Annotated in this window: 18 protein-coding genes and 7 pseudogenes; 13 read left to right on the forward strand and 12 right to left on the reverse strand. The window is 70.0% G+C overall.

The genetic code is table 11. From position 1 onward, the window contains the following. Positions 1-13: 13 nt before the first annotated feature. From rnpA to LP418_RS11495, 12 genes and pseudogenes are all read left to right on the forward strand, one after another. Positions 14-289 (forward strand): annotated as a pseudogene (gene rnpA / locus LP418_RS11455) (ribonuclease P protein component); the annotation flags it as partial. A gap of 130 nt (positions 290-419) precedes the next feature. Then, positions 420-623 carry a membrane protein insertion efficiency factor YidD gene (yidD, locus tag LP418_RS11460; RefSeq protein WP_257956357.1) on the forward strand — a complete coding sequence of 68 codons (204 nt, stop codon included), beginning with the start codon at positions 420-422 and terminating at the stop codon, positions 621-623. A 36-nt stretch (positions 624-659) separates the two neighbouring features. Beyond that, a pseudogene (gene yidC, locus LP418_RS11465) lies at positions 660-1,505 on the forward strand (membrane protein insertase YidC); the annotation flags it as partial. A gap of 246 nt (positions 1,506-1,751) precedes the next feature. After that, entirely contained in the window at positions 1,752-2,240 is a 489-nt protein-coding gene (locus LP418_RS11470) for a Jag family protein (RefSeq protein WP_257957003.1), read from the forward strand. A gap of 90 nt (positions 2,241-2,330) precedes the next feature. Continuing rightward, entirely contained in the window at positions 2,331-2,936 is a 606-nt protein-coding gene (gene rsmG / locus LP418_RS11475; RefSeq protein ID WP_257956358.1) for a 16S rRNA (guanine(527)-N(7))-methyltransferase RsmG, read from the forward strand. Between the two features lie 303 nt (positions 2,937-3,239). Continuing rightward, a complete protein-coding gene (locus LP418_RS11480) occupies positions 3,240-3,971 on the forward strand; it encodes a ParA family protein (protein WP_336275971.1) in 732 nt (243 codons plus the stop codon). Then, positions 3,910-4,182, forward strand: coding sequence for a ParA family protein (locus LP418_RS30805; protein ID WP_336275972.1), 273 nt, complete (start codon positions 3,910-3,912; stop codon positions 4,180-4,182). Before LP418_RS11480 ends, LP418_RS30805 begins: the two co-directional genes overlap by 62 nt. Next, positions 4,179-4,682, forward strand: coding sequence for a ParB N-terminal domain-containing protein (locus LP418_RS30810; protein ID WP_336275973.1), 504 nt, complete (start codon positions 4,179-4,181; stop codon positions 4,680-4,682). The genes LP418_RS30805 and LP418_RS30810 overlap by 4 nt, the downstream gene beginning before the upstream one ends. Beyond that, positions 4,637-5,005 carry a ParB/RepB/Spo0J family partition protein gene (locus LP418_RS30815; protein ID WP_336275974.1) on the forward strand — a complete coding sequence of 123 codons (369 nt, stop codon included), beginning with the start codon at positions 4,637-4,639 and terminating at the stop codon, positions 5,003-5,005. Before LP418_RS30810 ends, LP418_RS30815 begins: the two co-directional genes overlap by 46 nt. Beyond that, positions 4,944-5,189 carry a hypothetical protein gene (locus tag LP418_RS33190; RefSeq protein ID WP_442940168.1) on the forward strand — a complete coding sequence of 82 codons (246 nt, stop codon included), beginning with the start codon at positions 4,944-4,946 and terminating at the stop codon, positions 5,187-5,189. Before LP418_RS30815 ends, LP418_RS33190 begins: the two co-directional genes overlap by 62 nt. Positions 5,190-5,382: 193 nt before the next feature. Beyond that, the gene (locus tag LP418_RS11490) at positions 5,383-6,477 is read left to right on the forward strand and encodes a transposase (RefSeq protein WP_257956359.1); all 1,095 of its coding nucleotides are present in this window, start codon (positions 5,383-5,385) and stop codon (positions 6,475-6,477) included. Further along, the gene (locus LP418_RS11495) at positions 6,416-6,865 is read left to right on the forward strand and encodes a transposase (protein ID WP_336276063.1); all 450 of its coding nucleotides are present in this window, start codon (positions 6,416-6,418) and stop codon (positions 6,863-6,865) included. The genes LP418_RS11490 and LP418_RS11495 overlap by 62 nt, the downstream gene beginning before the upstream one ends. Positions 6,866-7,121: 256 nt before the next feature. Here LP418_RS11495 and LP418_RS11500 read toward each other — a convergent pair whose 3' ends face one another. The 3 genes and pseudogenes from LP418_RS11500 to LP418_RS30820 all read right to left on the reverse strand — a co-directional run. Next, the gene (locus LP418_RS11500) at positions 7,122-7,874 is read right to left on the reverse strand and encodes a lysophospholipid acyltransferase family protein (RefSeq protein ID WP_257956361.1); all 753 of its coding nucleotides are present in this window, start codon (positions 7,872-7,874) and stop codon (positions 7,122-7,124) included. A gap of 180 nt (positions 7,875-8,054) precedes the next feature. Beyond that, the gene (locus LP418_RS11505; RefSeq protein WP_257956362.1) at positions 8,055-8,597 is read right to left on the reverse strand and encodes an aminotransferase class I/II-fold pyridoxal phosphate-dependent enzyme; all 543 of its coding nucleotides are present in this window, start codon (positions 8,595-8,597) and stop codon (positions 8,055-8,057) included. 106 nt (positions 8,598-8,703) lie between these two features. Next, positions 8,704-9,378: pseudogene (locus LP418_RS30820) on the reverse strand (aminotransferase class I/II-fold pyridoxal phosphate-dependent enzyme); the annotation flags it as partial. On the opposite strand from LP418_RS30820, the gene LP418_RS11515 reads away from it, so the two are divergent. Then, entirely contained in the window at positions 9,311-9,793 is a 483-nt protein-coding gene (locus tag LP418_RS11515) for a GNAT family N-acetyltransferase (protein WP_257956363.1), read from the forward strand. The pseudogene LP418_RS30820 and the gene LP418_RS11515 sit on opposite strands and share 68 nt — an antisense overlap. 54 nt (positions 9,794-9,847) lie before the next feature. Here LP418_RS11515 and trxA read toward each other — a convergent pair. From trxA to murJ, 9 genes and pseudogenes are all read right to left on the reverse strand, one after another. Further along, positions 9,848-10,170: pseudogene (gene trxA, locus LP418_RS11520) on the reverse strand (thioredoxin). A gap of 230 nt (positions 10,171-10,400) precedes the next feature. Beyond that, a pseudogene (gene trxB / locus LP418_RS11525) lies at positions 10,401-11,414 on the reverse strand (thioredoxin-disulfide reductase). A gap of 93 nt (positions 11,415-11,507) precedes the next feature. Then, entirely contained in the window at positions 11,508-12,239 is a 732-nt protein-coding gene (locus tag LP418_RS11530; protein WP_257956364.1) for a hypothetical protein, read from the reverse strand. After that, positions 12,205-12,708: a sigma-70 family RNA polymerase sigma factor gene (locus LP418_RS11535; protein WP_257956365.1), complete on the reverse strand. Its 504-nt coding sequence runs from the start codon at positions 12,706-12,708 to the stop codon at positions 12,205-12,207. Before LP418_RS11535 ends, LP418_RS11530 begins: the two co-directional genes overlap by 35 nt. Before the next feature lie 85 nt (positions 12,709-12,793). Next, positions 12,794-12,937 (reverse strand): annotated as a pseudogene (locus LP418_RS30825) (RNA polymerase sigma factor SigM); the annotation flags it as partial. A 113-nt stretch (positions 12,938-13,050) separates the two neighbouring features. Further along, entirely contained in the window at positions 13,051-13,908 is an 858-nt protein-coding gene (locus LP418_RS11540; protein ID WP_257956366.1) for a hypothetical protein, read from the reverse strand. Beyond that, positions 13,844-14,626 (reverse strand): hypothetical protein, encoded by a 783-nt coding sequence (locus LP418_RS11545; protein WP_257956367.1) that lies wholly within the window; start codon positions 14,624-14,626, stop codon positions 13,844-13,846. The genes LP418_RS11540 and LP418_RS11545 overlap by 65 nt, the downstream gene beginning before the upstream one ends. Next, complete coding sequence (locus tag LP418_RS11550) at positions 14,584-14,844, reverse strand: hypothetical protein (protein WP_257956368.1); 261 nt, start codon at positions 14,842-14,844, stop codon at positions 14,584-14,586. The genes LP418_RS11545 and LP418_RS11550 overlap by 43 nt, the downstream gene beginning before the upstream one ends. Positions 14,845-14,928: 84 nt before the next feature. Next, positions 14,929-17,632 (reverse strand): annotated as a pseudogene (murJ, locus tag LP418_RS33195) (murein biosynthesis integral membrane protein MurJ). Positions 17,633-17,780: the final 148 nt, after the last annotated feature.

A 17,780-nucleotide genomic window follows, 5' to 3' on the forward strand; every position in this document is an offset into this window, starting at 1 on the left:
GGCGACCACGCTCGTGCTGCCGGCGGCGCACCGACTCAGCGACAGTGACGCCTTTCGGCGGACTGTCCGCTCGGGTCGTCGCTGCGGGTCCAGCACCCTCGTGGTCCACCTCGACCTCCACGCGTCCGGCCAGCCGACGCTCGTGGGTTTCGTGGTCAGCAAGGCCGTGGGCAACGCCGTGGTCCGCAACCGCGTGAAGCGCCGACTACGACACCTGACCCGGGAGCACCTGCCTGCACTGGCGGGGCTTCCGGGTTCTGCTGTGCTCGTGGTGCGGGCGTTGCCGGCCTCCTCGATCGCGTCCTACGCGGAACTCGACGCCGACCTGCGCCGTTGTCTGACCAGGGGTGACGAAGTGAAATACCCGCTGATCTGGTTCCTGCGCGCCTACCGCGCTGATCAGCCCGCTCTACGGCCGTGTGTGTCGCTATCACCCATCATGCTCGGCCTACGCCCTCGAAGCGGTCACCGAGCACGGTGCCCTTCGCGGTGTGTGGCTTGCTGTACGCCGATTGTCCCGCTGCCACCCGTGGGCGGCCGGCGGGTATGACCCGGTTCCACCCCATCGACACAGTCCCCCTCGCACCGTGAGTGCGAGTGCGACCCCGACCCGGGGAGCTTGAGTGCTCGACTTCTTCGGTGCCATCGGCAGCTACATCATGACGCCGCTGTACTACGTGATCTCCGCTGTGCTGGTGGGGTTCCACAAACTCTTCGGTGGGCTGTTCGGCGAGGCGTCCGGCGTTGCTCGGGTGCTGTCGATCATCGGCCTGACCCCGGTGATCCGGATGGCGCTGATCCCGCTGTTCGTGAAGCAGATCAAGTCGAGTCGGAACATGCAGCTGATCCAGCCCAAGGTCAAGGAGCTGCAGAAGAAGTACGGCCATGACCGTGAGCGTCTCGCGCAGGAGACGATGAAGCTCTACAAGGACTCGGGCACCAACCCGTTCGCCTCGTGCCTGCCGATCCTGCTCCAGATGCCGATCTTCCCGGCGCTCTTCCGACTGATCGACCGGGCGGCGAAGGACCCCGGGCACGAGCGTGGCCTGATGACGGAGACGCTGAATAGGCAGTTCGGCGACGCTGTCTTCCTCGGAGCCAAGATCTCGGACACGTTCCTGCAGACGGACGACTGGGGTGTCCGGTTGCTGGCCGCGGTGCTCGTGATCGCGATGACGATCACGACCTTCCTCACGCAGCGTCAGCTGATGAGCAAGAACATGCCGGCCGATGCGCTTACCGGTCCCTACGCGCAGCAGCAGAAGATGCTGCTCTACGTGCTCCCCGTGGTGTTCGCCGTCGGTGGTATCGCCTTCCCGGTGGGTGTCCTCTTCTACTGGACGACTTCCAACCTGTGGACGATGGGCCAGCAGTTCTACGTGATCCGCAACAACCCGGCTCCCGGCACGCCGGCCGAGAAGGCCAAGGAAGAGCGTGCCGGGGGCCAAGGCCGCCCGCAAGGGCCTGACGATCGAGGCTCAGTCGAGCGCGGAGTCGTCCGCTACGGAGGCCGCCGTGGAAGAGCGGCCCGCCCCGCGTACAGCCGAAGCGCCAGACCAAGGCGCAGCGCCGGGCGAAGAAGAAGCAACAGGGCAACTAGCCCCCACGATTCCCCGCGGCTCGGCCGCGATTCCACAACGCAGACGGCAGGAGATTTGCACGTGACCGATTCACAGGCAACACAGGCGCAAGCAGCAGAGCCCCGGGCAGCAGAGCAGGACGTGACCACCGAGGCGAACATCGAGGAGCCGGTGGATTCCTCCGAGTCGAACCGCCCGTCCAAGGTCGAGCGCCCGGAGCAGGAGGGCGACATTGCGGCCGACTACCTCGAGGAGCTCCTCGACATCGCCGATCTCGACGGTGACCCGGACATGGACGTCGAGGGTGACCGGGCGGCCGTGTCCATCGTCGGCGCCGACCTGTCGCAGCTCGTGGGTGCGAAGGGCGAGGTGTTGGATGCGCTGCAGGAGCTGACTCGTCTGGCCGTCTACCGCGAGACCGGTGAGCGGTCGCGCCTCATGCTCGACGTCTCGGGCTACCGGGCCGAGCAGCGCGAACGGCTGGTGAGCCCGGCCACCGAGAAGATCGCGGAGGTCCAGAAGACCGGCGACTCGGTGTCACTGGAGCCGATGACCTCGTTCGAGCGCAAGGTCGTGCACGACGCCGTCTCGGCGGCCGGCCTGACCTCGGAGTCCGAGGGTGCCGAGCCGCGCCGGTTCGTCGTCATCCTCCCGGCCTGACGACCATGTTTCACGTGAAACAGCGCCCGTGACGTCAACGAGCGACCTGCCACCCCCCGTGCCCCCGGCGACCCCCGAGGTGGCCCGGGGGTGTTTGGTTCCGACCGACTGCCGCTGGCGGAGGCGTACGCCGCCATGTTGGCCACGGATGGCGTCGTGCGTGGACTGATCGGTCCGCGGGAGGCACCTCGCCTGTGGGACCGGCACCTGCTGAATTGCGCGGTCCTCGGGGAAGCGATCCCCCGGGACGTCTCGGTGTGCGACATCGGCTCCGGGGCGGGCCTGCCGGGCCCGGTGCTGGCGATCGCGCGACCTGATCTCCGGATCACGCTCGTGGAGCCGTTGCTGCGGCGAACGACCTTCCTCGAGGAGGTCGTCGACCGGCTGGGACTGGACCGGGTGACGGTGCTGCGTGGCCGGGCCGAGCAAGTGAGGGAGCGGCACAGCTTCGACGTCGTCACGTCGCGGGCGGTGGCACCCCTCGAACGGCTCCTCCAGTGGTCGATGCCACTCGTTGCTCCTCAGGGCGCGCTCGTGGCGATGAAGGGGTCCTCGGTTGAGGCCGAGATCGAGGTCGCGCGCCCCACCCTTCGCAAGCTCCCGCTGCGCCGAGCCAGAGATCTTGACCCCGGGCAGCGCACTTGTCCACAGCACCCACGCGCTACAGGTGGCTCCGGGCGGACCCGTCGCGGGTAGGTTTGCCCGCCAACCGCTCGCCACAGGCAGCACGTCGTCGTCGACGTTGACTTCATCGCCGACACCGTAGGCAGCATCACTCTTGCAGCACCGATTTTGAGAGGTCCCGGTTGTGACCGAGGGCTCGAACCGTCCTGAGCAGTCTTCTCCCCCGGGTGGGGGTTTTCCACCGAACCATCCACGCCCGGTGAGCGTGCCTATCCACAGGAACCCAAGGTTCATCCACAGGTCGAGGGTGCGGGTGTTTCACGTGAAACAGCCGCCTCGGGCCCGGTTTCACGTGAAACCACACCCGCTTGGCAGGTGCGTACGGCGGGCCAGCTCGCCGAGGCCGCCAGTGCGTACGACGACGAGACCACGCCCCCGGCGCGTGCCGCTGAGCAATCAGTGCTGGCGCGGAGTGGGCACCTGCACCGGGACCGCCCGGCCGTACGGCCCGATGCCACCCGCGTGTTCGTCGTAGCGAACCAGAAGGGTGGCGTCGGCAAGACGACCACCACGGTGAACGTCGCCGCGGCGCTGGCGCAGCTGGGGCAGCGGGTGCTCGTGATCGACCCGGACCCGCAGGGCAACGCGTCCACGGCCCTTGGAGTGGCGCATCATCGGGGAGTCCCCTCGACGTACGACATGCTGGTCGACGGGGAACCACTCGCCGACGTGATGACGGAGAGCGACGAGATCGCCGGACTGTGGGTCGTGCCGGCCACCATCGACCCGGCGGGCGCTGAGATCGAGCTGGTGAGCGTGGTCGCACGTGAATCCCGGCTCCAGAAGGCGCTGGCAGCAAATGCGTGGATCGGATCGCGGGCCGAAGCAGGCGAGGACCGATTCGACTACGTCCTCATCGACTGCCCGCCGTCGCTGGGGCTGCTGACACTGAACGCCCCGGTGGCCGGACGGGAGATGTTCATCCCGATCCGGGCGGAGTACTACGCGTTGGAGGGCCCGGGGGCAGCTGCTGGAGACGGTCGAGATGGTGCGCAAGCACCTGAACCAGAACCTCGTCGTCAGCACCATCCTGTTGACCATGTATGACGCTCGCACCCGCCTTGCGTCGGGTGTTGCCTCCGAGGTCCGCGAGCACTTCGGGCCCGAGGTGCTCAAGACGGCGATCCCGCGTTCGGTGCGCGTCTCCGAGGCCCCTTCCTACGGGCAGACGGTCATGACCTACGATCCTGCGTCGGCCGGTGCACTCAGCTATCTCGAGGCAGCCCGGGAGATCGCAACCATGGGAGCACCGAAATGAGGCGCCACACCCAAGCCGCCTCGCCGGGGACTCGGCCGTGGTCTCGGGTCGCTCATCCCGACCGCACCCCCGAGACCGAGGAGGGCGTCGACGGCGTCGAGGCCACCGGCTCGGCTCCGACTTGGAGCGCGTCGGCCAACGGCTCGCTCGCCGAGCCATCAGCGCCCACTGACGGTGTTCCCTACGCGGGGACCGTCGCCGGCGCCTACTTCGCCGACCTCCCGATCGCCCGGGTGCGCCCGAACCACCGCCAGCCGCGGCAGGTGTTCGACGAGGAGGCGCTCGCGGAGCTGGTGCACTCCATCACCGAGGTCGGGCTGCTCCAGCCCGTGGTCGTGCGCAAGACCGGGGTCGACGAGTACGAGCTGATCATGGGTGAGCGCCGCTGGCGCCTCCCGTGTCGCGGGCCGAGGAGACCATCCCCGCGATCGTGCGTCAGACCGACGACAACGACATGCTCCGCGATGCGCTGCTGGAGAACCTGCACCGCTCCCAGCTGAATCCGCTCGAGGAGGCCAACGCCTACGGGCAGCTGCTCGAGGACTTCGGCTGCACCCACGACGAGCTTGCCCAGCGCATCGGTCGCTCGCGTCCCCAGATCAGCAACACCCTCCGGCTGCTCAAGCTGTCGCCTGCGGTCCAGCGACGGGTCGCCGCCGGGGTGCTGTCCGCGGGTCACGCCCGGGCGTTGCTCACGATCGAGGACGCCGACCTGCAGGACCGGCTCGCCGCCCGCGTCACTGCCGAGGGCATCAGCGTGCGTGGCCTCGAGGAGATCGTCTCCCCGGGCCCGGGTCAGACCTCATCCACGCGCGCAACGTAGCAAGCCCAAGGCCCCCGGGCTCGCCGATCTCGCTGAACGACTCTCCGACCGGTTCGAGACCCGGGTCAAGGTCGACCTCGGCAAGTCCAAGGGCAAGATCACGGTCGAGTTCGCCTCGCTCGACGACCTGCGTCGGATCGTCGAGGTCATGGACCCACGCAACCGGACCGACCGCCCGATCTGAGCAACTGGTGGGGCAAGTCTTGCACTTCCGGGGTGTTGCAGAGGCTGTTGCTAAATCGCCGGTCCGGGTACGTGACCTCTGAGCGCTGTGCCGAAATACTGGGGCCATGGCTCGTTCGTATCGTCCGGTTGATCGTGATCAGCAGTTTCTGATGCCTCCCTCGTTGCGTGAGTGGTTGCCGGAGGATCACCCGGTGTGGTTCGTGTTGGGGGTCGTGGAGGAGCTCGACACAAGCGGTTTCCATGCCCGGCACCCGAAGGTCGGTCCGGGGCGCCGCGCGTTCGATCCGGACCTGCTGCTGGGAGTGCTGGTCTATGCCTACGCGGTCGGGGAACGTTCCTCGCGACGGATCGAGACGCTGTGCGGTGAGCACGTGGCGTTCCGGGTGTTGTGCGGGCGCGATGTGCCCGACCATACGGTGATCTCCCGGTTCCGCGCGACCCATGAGGACCGGTTCGCTGAGGTGTTCGCGCAGGTGCTGGTGCTGTGCGGGCAGGCCGGGATGGGCAGACTCGGCACGGTCGCGATCGATGGCACCAAGATCGCCGCGAACGCCTCGATCTTCGCCAACCGGGCCGAGGACTCACTGCGCGCTCAGGCCGACCGGATCGCCCGCCAGATCGCCGCCGAGGCTGCCGCGGCCGACGCGGCCGAGGACGAGCTGTACGGCGACAAGCACGGTGATGAGCTGGCCCCCGAGTTCGCCAACCCGGCCACCCGCGCGGCCGCGATCAAGGCCGCGCTGGCCGAGATCGAGAAGGAGAAGACCAAGCAGGCCGAGGAAGCCGCCGATGAGGCCGAGCGACGCGCACAAACCCGGCAGGTCCGGGCCGCGGCCCTGCGTGAGGAACTTGCCGCGGCCGAGCGGGAGGCCGCGGCACGGGTCGCGGCCCGGGAGGGCGTCCGGGAAGCGGCTCGCACCCACGGCACGCGCCGCCCCAGCGGGCAACGGCCACAGTTGGTGTCATGGAAGGTCCGCCGGCTGCGCGAGCGGCTGGCAGCCCTTGAGCGTCGCGCGGCCACCGCGGCTCCCCACCCCCGCAAGAGCATGGGCCGTGCGAGCACCCGGAAGGCGAACTTGACCGACCCGCAGAGCCGGGTCATGAACACGCGTACGGGCTGGGTGCAGGGCTACAACGCCCAGCTCGCGGTCACCGCCGACCACCTGATCCCCGGCGCTGATGCTGTCCCGGGCGCCCACCGACATGGACTGCCTGCAACCGATGATGAACGCAGCCCAGAGCGCCGCGAGGACCATCGCCCACACACGAGCCGACGACGGCGGTGACGATGAGATCGGGCTGGTCCCGGCCGATGCCGGCTACTGCTCGATGGACAACCTCACCGCCCCCGGACCCAACCGGCTCATCGCCACCGGCAAGGACCGACGACTCGCCGACGAGGCCGCCGACGACCCGCGGACCGGCCCACCACCGCCCGACGCGAGCCCGCTCGAACGCATGCGGCACCAGATGAAGACACCCGAAGGACTCGCCGCCTACGCCCACCGCGGCGCAACCGTGGAACCAGTCAACGCACACCTCAAAGACCAGACCGGACTACGCCGCTTCAGCCGCCGAGGACTCGCCGCGGCCACCAGCGAACTCAACCTCGCCGCCGCAGTCGTGAACCTGCTCAAGCTCCACCGCCACACCACCGCAGCACTGGCCACCTGACGAGATCGGCCGGGCGCGCGCCCGGCCGACGACCCTCAACACCGCCATCGCCGCCATCCCCACGCGCCGACGTACCGAAATCAAACAGCAACAGCCTCTGCAACGCCCCATATGTGCAGGAGTCCCCGCTTGGGCGGGGACTCCGACAGGGGCCAAACGGCTCTGACCTGCACAAACACTGATTGTCGACAAAGCGATTCAGCAATAAAGCGATCTAGCAATAGAACAACTTGACTACTTCTGGGCGGCACGCTTCTCAGCGCGCTTCCGGGCCCGCTCTCGCTTCTCCGCGACGTCCATCTCGGCGGCCTCGTCGAGCGTCGGCGCCGTACCTCCCAGACGCTGGGGCACCCACCGGGAGCCGGGCGGCTGTTCCTTGGTCGGGTAGGCCGCAATGGTCTTCTCCAGCATCTCGTTCATGCGCGCGTGCAGGACTGCAGGTCTGGGCGACGGCGTTGTCGGACGTCGTCGGGTGCATCGGCTCCCCGACGGTGATCGCGATCGTGGTGCCGCGGGAGAAGTCGCGCGGGTGGTCCTTGGTCATCATCCGCTGTGTGCCCCACAGGATCACCGGCACCAGCGGCACGCCGGCCGCGGCCGCGATCCGAACGGCACCGGACTTGAACTCCTTGAGCTCCATCGCCCGCGAGATGGTGGCCTCGGGGAAGATGCCGACCGCTTCACCGGCCTTGAGGTAGTCCAGCGCGGTCGCCGGGGACCCCTCGCCCGCACCACGGTCGACCTCGATGTGGTGCAGCGAGCGCATGAAGGGCCCGACCGCTGCGTGGTCGAAGAGCTCCTTCTTCGCCATGAAGCGCACCTTGCGCCCGGAGGGGTTGGCGGCGAGGCCGCCGTAGACGAAGTCGACGTAGCTGATGTGGTTGTAGGCCAGCAGGACGCCGCCGGTGCGGGGCACGTGCTCGGTGCCCGTCATCTGGAACCGCTGGCCGAGCAGACGGAACCCTGCCTTGGCGGTGACGATGACCGGGGGATAGGTGAGATCGCGCATGAGCGGGAGCCTACGGGCGTGCGCAACTACCGCCGTGTCGCCAAGAAGTCACCGATGCGGCCGATCGCCTCTTCCAGCACGGACGCCTCCGGCAGCGTGACGAGGCGGAAGTGGTCGGGCTCGAACCAGTTGAAGCCCGTGCCGTGCGTGACCGGGATCTTCTTCGCGCGAGCAGGTCGATCACGAACTGCTGGTCGTCATCGATCTCGTAGACCGCCGGGTCCAGGCGGGGAAGCAGTAGAGCGCGCCCTTGGGCGTCACGTTGGAGACGCCGGGGATCTCGTTGAGCAGCCGGTCGGCGAGCATCGACTGCTCGTAGAAGCGGCCGCCGGGCCCGATGAACTCCTCGACGGACTGGTAGCCGCCGAGCGCCGTCTGGATCGCGTGCTGGGCGGGCACGTTGGCGCACATGCGCATGTTGGCGATCAGGGTCAGCCCCTCGAGGAAGTCGGTGGCGATCTCCTTCGGGCCGGAGATCATCAACCAGCCGGCGCGGTAGCCGCACACGCGGTAGGCCTTGGACAGCCCGCTGAAGGTCAGGCAGAGGACGTCGTTGCCGGCGAAGGTTGCCGCGTGGTGGTGCTGGGCGTCCTCGAACAGGATCTTCTCGTAGATCTCGTCGGCGAAGACCACCAGCTGGTGGCGGCGCGCGATGTCGATCAGGCCCTTCACGATGTCTTCGCTGTAGACGGCACCGGTCGGGTTGTTCGGGTTGATGATCACCAGCCCGTGCGTGTTCTCGGTGATCTTCGACTCGATGTCGGCCGGAGTCGGGGTTCCAGCCGTTCTCCTCGTCGCAGCGGTAGTGCACCGCCGTACCGCCCGACAGGGTGATCGCGCCGGTCCACAGCGGGTAGTCGGGGGCGGGCACCGGGATCTCGTTGCCGTCGTCGAGGAAGGCCTGCAGCACCATGCCGATCAGCTCGGAGACGCCGTTGCCGATGAAGATGTCCTCGACGCTGGTCTCGCGCAGCCCGTGGGACTGGTAGTAGTGCATGACAGCCGTGCGGGCGGAGTAGATCCCCTGCGAGTCGCTGTAGCCCTGCGACTGTGGCAGGTGGTGGATCATGTCGGCCGGGATCGCCTCGGGTGCCTCGAAGCCGAAGGGTGCCGTGTTGCCGATGTTGAGCTTGAGGATCCGGTGGCCCTCTGCCTCGAGGCGCTGTGCCTCGACGAGGATCGGACCCCGCACGTCGTAGCGGACACCTTGCAGCTTCTTGCTCTGGCGGATCTGGCGCATGGAGCCATCCTCGCAGCAGGCGATCCGACCTAACATGGGCATATGGCCCGGCGGACAGCTCCGCTCACGCTCGACCACCTCGCGCGGGTGGCCGAGCCGTGTCGCTCCTGCCTGTTCTGGAGCACCGATCCGGTCAGCCGCGCACGCTTCTCCGCCGGCGAGGAGACGGAGGCCCGCGAAGCCTCGGCTCTCCCGGGTGCTGCGCGAGTGGGGCTCGGCCGGTCGCGTCGCGCTGATCGACGGTGAGGTCGTCGGGCACGCCATCTATGCGCCGGTCGCCTACTTCCCGGGCGCCGCGGGGATCCCGACGTTCCCGCCGTCGCCCGACGCCGTCCTGCTCTCGACGGTGTACGTCGATCCGTCGGCCCGCCGCGGTGGCATCGGCCGGCTCCCGGTGCAGGGGATGGCGCGCGACCCGGTCAAGCGGCAGATCAACGCGGTCGAGGCCTTCGGGGACACCCGCGGCCGCACGGTCGGCTGCGTGATGCCGGCGGAGTTCCTCGGGCGGGTCGGCTTCAAGACGCAGCGGGCGCACGTCACCACGCCCCGGATGCGGATGGACCTGCGGTCCGTCGTCACGTGGAAGTCGGAGGTGGAGCTGGCGCTGGAACGGTTGTGGGGCGCCGTACGACCAGTGCCGGCACCGGCGCCGAAGACCACGCACCGGACGGAGCCCTGAGAATGCAGAACACCTCGGGCCGCGGATGCGGACCGAGGTGTTCGTGGCTTCGACTCAGATGAAGTCTGCGAGCTCCTTGAGGAGCGCGGCCTTCGGCTTGGCGCCGACGATCGACTTCACGACCTCGCCGCCCCGGTAGACGTTGATCGTCGGGATGCCGGTGACGCGGTAGGACGAGGGCGTGACCGGGTTTTCGTCGACGTTCATCTTGAGGAACGTGATCTTCTCGCCGTGCTCGGCGTTGATCTCGTCGAGGATCGGGGCGACTGGCGGCACGGGCCGCACCATTCGGCCCAGAAGTCGACGAGGACGGGCTTGTCGGACTTGAGGACCTGCTCGTCGAACTGCGCGTCGGTGACGGCGGAGATGTTGCCCACGGGGGTGCCCTTTCGGTTGTCTGGTGACGTCTGTAGATCAGTCAACACCACGCCGCCGACATCTGTTCCCGGTCCGTCGTGGGTGGGTTCGCGCGGCGTCACAGCGGCGGGCGCCGTGCAGAGCCCAGAAAAATGTAACCGGCGTTTACATCGACTGGACGGCCGACGCAACGGCCGTTCAGTGCGAGTAAACGCCGGTTACATGGAGATGCGGCGGAAACGGGCGAAGGTCAGCCCGAGACCTGCACCGTCTCCTCGACCTCACGCGCTGTGGCGTCGGCGGGGCCGGCGGTGGACGCGACGTGGTCGAGGTGGGCGATGTAGCGCTCGGCGTCGAGGGCGGCGGCGCACCCGGTGCCGGCAGCGGTGATCGCCCGGCGGTAGTGGTGGTCGACGAGGTCGCCCGCGGCGAAGACGCCCGGCAGGTTGGTGGCGGTCGAGGGGTGCTTGACGAGGACGTAGCCGTCGTCGTCGAGGTCGACTCCGCCGGTGAGCAGCTCGGAGCGCGGGTCGTGGCCGATGGCGATGAAGAGGCCGGTCACGTCGAGCTGGCGCTCGTCGCCCGTCACCGTGTCGCGCAGGGTCAGCGACTCGAGGCGGTCGTCACCGTTGATCGAGGCGATCTCGGAGTTCCAGACCATCTCGAGCTTCGGGTCGGCGAACGCGCGCTCCTGCATGATCTTGGAGGCGCGCAGCTCGTCGCGGCGGTGGATCAGATAGACCTTCGAGCCGAAGCGGGTCAGGAAGGTCGCCTCCTCCACGGCCGAGTCGCCGCCGCCGATGACGGCGATCGCCTGCTCGCGGAAGAAGAAGCCGTCGCACGTCGCGCACCAGAGACGCCGCGGCCGGAGAGCTCCTCCTCGCGGGGCAGGCCCAGCTTGCGATAGCCCGACCCCGTCGCGAGGATCACCGAGCGGGCGCGGAACTCGCCATCCGCCGTACGCACGACCTTGATGTCGCCCGCCAGCTCCACGGACACGATGTCGTCGGAGACCAGCTCGGCGCCGAAGCGCTCGGCCCGGGCGCGCATCTCGTCCATCAGGGCCGGGCCCATGATGCCGTCGCGGAAGCCGGGGAAGTTCTCCACCTCGGTGGTGTTCATCAGCGCACCACCGGCGGTCACCGAGCCCTCGAACACCAGCGGGTTGAGCGACAGGCGCGGCGTAGACCGCGGCTGTGTAGCCCGAGGGTCCCGAACCGATGATGATGACGTTGCGAACTTCACGGTATGCATCTTGAGACATGCGGACAGGGCTCCTGAGGGATCGGGATGGGCGGTACGCCGTGTGCAACCGATCGTAGGCGGCGAATGTTCCAGCCGGCCGGCCAGTCCACGATCAGGGTGCGCGGAGCTCGAGCGTGCGGAATGCCTCACGCTCGCCGCACAGGAACACGTCGACCCGCTGGCGGCTGCCGCTCGGGGCGCGGAAGACGAGCGTGGCCGGCAGGCCGTCGAGGGTGACCGGGACCGCGGACCCCGTGCCGACGTCGGGCCCGGCGCAGACGGCGTAGCCGGTGACCAGCCGGGGCGGCGCCTCGCAGCCTGCGGACTCCGGGGCTTCAGCGCGGTGTCGCTGCTGAGGGCGCCGGCCTCGCCGAGGAGCTGGCTGGCGGTCGGAGCCGGCTGCTGGGACCGCGCGCGCTTCTCGTCCGCGAGGTCGTCGCCGGGACCGGCGCTCTCGGCGTCGTAGGCCTCGTCGGACTCTCGGGCGGACATCGGGCCCTCGGCGGCATCGCCGGAGTCCGACGTGACGGCATCGGACCCGGCTCCGGCAAGGTCGTCGGACCCCCCGGTGGGCAGCACCTGACCGATGCCGACTCCCGCCACCACGACGGCCGCGGCGGCCGGGAGGAGCGTTCCTGCGGTACGGCGACGACGCGACGCGAGGGTCACGACGGGAGCCCGGGTCTCCATGCGATCGGCGGTCAGGGACGCCGGGGCAGCGTCGAGGCGTGCGACCACCTCGGGAGGTGTGGGATCGGTGTGCCGGGCGGACGCGAGGAGCGCGCGGACGGCGTCGTCCCGGGCGGGGGTCAGGTCGGAGTCGGGATCGGACACGTGCGGGCACCTCCTTCTCGGCGTACAGGGGAAAACGGGTCAGCGCGTGGGTGGTGGGGCGCGTGGGGGCCAGTCGTTGGGACGTCCGCGGTGGGCGGCGGGTTCCCCGGCGGAGGAGTGTCACGCACCACGGGCGCGAGCACGCCGAGCAGCGGCGCCAGCTTCGCGCGGCCCCGGAAGCACCGCGACTTCACGGTGCCCTCGGCCACGCCGAGCATCTGCGAGGCCTCGGCCACGGAGTAGCCCTCCATGTCGACGAGCACCAGTGCCGCGCGCTGGTCGGGGGCGAGCGTCCTGAGGGCGTCGAGCACCATCCGTCGGCGTTCGTCGGCCACCGTCAGCTCCGCGGGGTCGAGCTCGGCGTCGGTGGAGCTCACCAGCGAACCGCGATCGGCCCGCTCCTCGAGGTCGTCGGGCAGGGGGTCGGCACGGCGGACCTTCATAGCGCGCAGCCGGTCGAGGCAGGCGTTGACGACCACCCGGTGCAACCAAGGTCGTCACGGCCGCGTCACCGCGGAAGGAACCGGCGCGGCGGAAGGCCGCGATCATCCCCTCCTGCAGCCCGTCCGCGGCGTCCTCGGGGTTGCCCATGGTTCGCAGCGCCACCGCCCAGAGCCGGTCGCGGTGCCGCGCGAAGAGCTCGCCGAACGCGTCCGCGTCGCCCTCGACGTGGAGGGCGAGGAGCTGGGCGTCCGACCGGTCACTCATCCCTTGACCACCACGTCCGCGATCGTGCCCCGGAACTCGTCCTCCACCGGCGGGATCGAGGTCAGCCACACCGTGACGAACCGGCCGGAGACGGCCTCGTCCAGGGGACACCGTCAGCGCACCGATGCCGGCCGCCGTGCCGACGGGCGTGAGGCCGGCGACGCTCGTCGGCGTCTGGCTGGTGAGGTAGACGGCCAGCTCGGTCGGCCCCGCCCGGGGGTCGCGATGTCGATCTCGCGGACCCCCATCGCCTTGCCGAGGTCGAGCACCGTGCCCACGCCGTCCTTGAGCCCGGCCGGGCCGAAGTCCTGTCGGTACGTCGACGTGTGCCACGACGTCGCCGGGTCACCGTCGAGGACGAGCGGAACCGTGTCGGGGTACTCGTCCTGCGGAGGCGAGCCCTGCGGGTCGAAGTCGACGGCGGTGATCCCGGTGAAGGGCGTGAGGCTCGCCGCCTGCGAGGGGCGGGTCGTCGCGACGTCATCCTCGGTGTCCTCCGGGTCGCCGGAGCCGAGGTGGTAGGCGGCGACGGCGGCCACGAGCACGAGCACGCCGACGCCGAGGGCCATGGCGAGCCGGATCCAGTTGCGCCCGGGCACGTCCTCGCTGCCGGTGTCGGTCAGCTCGTGCGGTGGCCGGGCGCCGCTGCCCGAGCTGCTGCTCGGGCCCGTCGACTCCCACGGCCAGTAGTCCGGGGACTGGGCCGCGGTGGTGCCGGGACGCGGTCGGCGTACGGGCTGGCCCTCGGGCGGCTCCGGCGCGAACAGCGGCTTGACGGGCTTGTCCTCGAACGGTGGCGGAGGAGCGGGTGCCTCGCGGCGCGTCGGGATCCACCCGACGCCGTCGTTCTCGTCGAAGACCGGGATCCCGGCCTCGGTCGGCAGCTCCACGGGCTCGACCGGGGCGTCAGGCTCGCTCGCGGGTTCGGGAACCGGGGCCTGCTCCACCACGGGTTCCGGGGCGGGCTCCACGGGTTCCGGGGCGGGCTCCACGGGTTCCGGGGCGGGCTCCACGGGCGCCGGGGCGGGCTCCACGGGCGCCGGGTCGGGGAGACGCGACCATCGGGGGCAACGGCTCGATGCGGCGTACGGGCTGGGTCGGTGGCGGCGGGCTCCGGGGCCCGGCCTCGGCCATCCCGGTCGGGTCCCCGACGAACTCGGCCAGCGCGGCGGCGACGCCGGTCAGCTTCGACAGGTCGTGCACGGATCGCTGGGTGTGCCCCGACGTCGCATTGATGACCCGGTCGCACAGTGCGTCGAGAGGGCGCGGGATCCCGGCTCGCACGCGCCGGGGACGCAGCACCTCGCCGTGCAGCCGCGGAGCGGGTGGCAGCAGCGACGTCGAGGCACCGGCCCACTTGCCGGTGAGAGCGGCGTAGAGGACGCCGACCGTGTCGAGGAGGTCGGTCGTGCGACGGGCGGAGGGAACGCCGTGCAGCGCCGCGTCGACCGCGAAGCCGATGATCCGCACCTGCCCCTGCCGGTCGATGAGCACGTTCTCCGGCACCATCCGGCCGTGCTCGAGCCCGGCGTCGTGCGCGCGCCGGGCTGTCGGCCACCTCGGCGACGATCCGGGCCGCACGCCGCGGGCGAGCGGGCCGCTGTTCGCGAGCATGATGTCGAGCGAGGTCCCGGCCCCCCACTCGTTCACGACGTAGCAGAGCTCGTCGGTGCGGTCGGCGTCGAGCACGCGCAGCAACCTGCAGGTCGTGGTGCGGCGCCGTACGCCGCGCGGCATCGAGCAGCTCGTCGGCTCGTGCGTCCTCGCTGCCGATGAGGTGTACGGCGACGTGCCGGTCGAGCACGAGGTCGTGCGCGCCAGAAGCGCCCGCCGCGACTCTCGGTCAGCAGCTCGTCGAGGCGGTAGCGCGTGGCGAGGAGGTCGCCGGCATGGAGTGAGTCAGGCATCCGGCACCTCACTCTCGCTGACTGGGCAGGGTCATCCCCATGCTAGGCATCAGGAACGCCGGAGTCTGGTCAACGCCACGTCGGTCAGCGAGGTGATCTCGCGGATGTGCAGCAGGCGCGCGACCAGCAGCAGCACGAGACCGCCGGCCGGGCCTGCGAGCCCGCCGCGCAGCAGCGACAGCAGGATCCCGGGACGCTCACCCGGGCCCGCCGGGGCCAGCTCCGACTCCCCGGGAGGCGAGAGCGGCGCCGGCGCAAGCGATCGCCATCCGTACGAGGAAGCGCACCGGGGCCGGGGTCCCGAGCCCCGCCGAGGGTACGGCGCAGCGCGGCGTAGCTCAGCGCGGAGCCGACGACGTAGGACACGAGCCGGGCGATCACCAGCGCCGGGGCCGTCTGCTCGTCGCTCGCACGGTCGACCAGCCAGAACGCGGCGGCGATGTTGGTGGCGGAGATGGCGCACTGGATCCAGAACACCCGGCGGGTCTGCTCGAGGGCGTAGAAGCCGCGCAGCATCAGGTAGTGGACGGTGAAGAACGCGAGCGCCGGGCCGAAGAGCGCGAGGGTGGGGGCGAAGGCTCGCGGGTCGCCGGCGCCGGCTTCGAAGAGCACACCGGCGATGTCGCGCGACAGGATGGGCACGAGCGTGGCGAAGGGCAGCACCACGACCAGCGCCGTGCGCAGGGTCGAGCCGATGGTCCGGCCCATGTCGCCCGGGCGGTCGTCGCTCGCAAAGGACGAGAGGCGCGGCAGGATGGCGGTCGTCAGGGAGACGGTCACGATGGCGTGCGGCACCATCATGATCAGGAAGCTGCTGGCGTAGACCGTGTTGCCGGTGCCCTCGTCACTGCCGCCGATGGTGCCGCCGGACGCCAGTCGCGTCACCACCGGGAACGCGATCTGGTTGACGACCACGAACAGCACCGTCCACACGCCGAGTCGCAGGGTGTGGCCGAGGCCGGTGCCGCGGAAGTCGAAGCGGGGTCGGTAGGCGAAGCCCGCCTTGCGCAGGTAGGGGATCAGGATCAGGAACTGGACGACGATGCCGAGCGTCGAGCCGAGGCCGAGCAGCAGCTCCCGGTTGTCGGTGAAGGGTCCGACGAGCTCGGCCGTCGAAGGCTTGCCCCATGCGAGGAGGTAGACGCTCAGCACCACGATCGCGATCAGGTTGTTCGCGATCGGTGCCCACATCATCGGCCCGAACTTCTGGCGCGTTGAGCACTCGGCCCAGCAGCACGAACATGCCGTAGAAGAAGACCTGCGGCAGGCAGTAGCGCGTGAAGGCGATGGCCGACTCGAGGTGGGCGGCGCGGTCGGCGTCGAAGAAGCGGTCGGCGAGGTAGACGCGCATCAGCAGGGGCGCCAGCAGCACCAGCACCACGGTCACGACCGCCGGGAAGATCGTGGACAGGGTGATGATCCGCGCGGCGTAGGCCTCACCGCCGTCCGCGTCGTTCTTCATCGCTCGCACCAGCTGCGGCACCAGCACGGCGTTGAAGACGCCGCCCGCGACGAGGATGTAGATCGCGTTGGGGATGGTGTTGGCGATCGTGAAGATGTCGGCGTGCAGGAACTGCCCGAGCGCCGCGATGATCAGCAGCGAGCGGAAGTAGCCACTGAAGCGCGACAGGATCGTCCCGCTGGCCATCACCGCACTCGAGGCCGGGATCCGCTGATCGGTCATGCGGCGGGCTCGGCGGTTTCCGGGGACCGACGTGCCGCGGCTGCGGAGGCGGCGTACCAGCCGGATCGCGATGGTGCCGAAGAGCAGCGTGGCGCCCCCGGCGAGCAGCAGCCAGATCAGGCCGCTCACCTGCGCCGCGCGGATCTGCACGTTCGTGGACGCACCGGTCGGCGTGCCCTGCGCGTCGGTGACGACCAGCCGGACTCGGTGGATGCCGGGACGGTTGGCGGTCACGTTGGGCTTGAGTCGCTTGCGACTGTCGGCGGCGACCTGCTGCGGGCCGAGGTCCTCGAGGTCGAGGCTGCCCTGCGACTGTACGGCGATGCGCACCGTCACGGGTTGGTCCGGGCCGTTGATGATGTCGACACCGGGCCTACCGCTGTCGCTCGAGAGCGTCACCGCGTCGGGCGCGTCCAGGGTCACGCTCGCCAGCTGCCCTGACACGAAGCCGGTGGCCGCGCGCACGGACGAGGCGGCCTTCGTGGCGTTGGGGCGGTGGCCGCTCGACAGGCTGGCCAGCACCTCGTCGGCGACCTGCTGCCGCACGAGGTTCTGCTGGGTGAGCAGGCCGGCGAGCTGGCCGGCGCGGGCGGTGAGGTCGTCGGCAACGGAGAAGCTGGCGACGTCGAGCTCGGCGTCCTCGTCCTCCTCGGTGTAGCTGAGGTCGCGGGCGTTCATCGAGACGGCCCGGCGCGAGGCCACGTCGGCGACGTCCACGTGGGAGAGCCACGGCGCGTCGAGCCCGTCGAAGAGGCGGGTCGGATCGGTGGGCTTCCAGTCGGCGGGCAGCATCATCACGACCGGCGAGCGCGTGCCCGACTGGAGGCGCAGGGCCGCCTCGCTGAGCAGCCGCTGCCGCAGCGCGAGCGGGTCGTCGGCGGCGGTCGGGCTCGGCCCGCCGGACGAGGCGCCGCTGGAGGTGACGACGATCTTGTGCTGGAGCAGTCGCGCCATCGACTGCGGTGCATCCGGCGGCACGACGGGGAAGGACGTGTCGGCCAGCAGGATGGTGGTGTCCGGGGTGGCGGCCGAGATCGCGGCCGGGCTCAGGATGCCGTCGCGCGGAGCCAGCGCCGGCGTGAAGGGGATCTTCATCCGAGTCATCACCCGGCTGCTGCGGGTCACCGCCTGCGCGTAGTAGGAGGGACCGTGCGCGGCCGCTGCGGACACGTCGAGGTCGCCGTACGGGAGGGCCGGGACGGTGTGGTCGGAGGTGACCAGCTCGAAGCGGTCGAGCCACGCTCGCGCCGTC

Origin of the sequence: Nocardioides sp. B-3 (genome assembly GCF_024703895.1) — a bacterium.
In the GTDB taxonomy this organism is placed as follows: Bacteria; Actinomycetota; Actinomycetes; order Propionibacteriales; family Nocardioidaceae; genus Nocardioides.

Coding starts and splice junctions, on each gene's coding strand:
- LP418_RS30805 (WP_336275972.1), top strand. CDS start 3,910: ATGGTGCGCAAGCACCTGAACCAGAACCTCGTCGTCAGCACCATCCTG.
- LP418_RS30810 (WP_336275973.1), top strand. CDS start 4,179: ATGAGGCGCCACACCCAAGCCGCCTCGCCGGGGACTCGGCCGTGGTCT.
- LP418_RS11550 (WP_257956368.1), bottom strand. CDS start 14,844: ATGCCTGACTCACTCCATGCCGGCGACCTCCTCGCCACGCGCTACCGC.
- LP418_RS30815 (WP_336275974.1), top strand. CDS start 4,637: ATGCTCCGCGATGCGCTGCTGGAGAACCTGCACCGCTCCCAGCTGAAT.
- LP418_RS11500 (WP_257956361.1), bottom strand. CDS start 7,874: ATGCGCGATCTCACCTATCCCCCGGTCATCGTCACCGCCAAGGCAGGG.
- LP418_RS11495 (WP_336276063.1), top strand. CDS start 6,416: ATGAACGCAGCCCAGAGCGCCGCGAGGACCATCGCCCACACACGAGCC.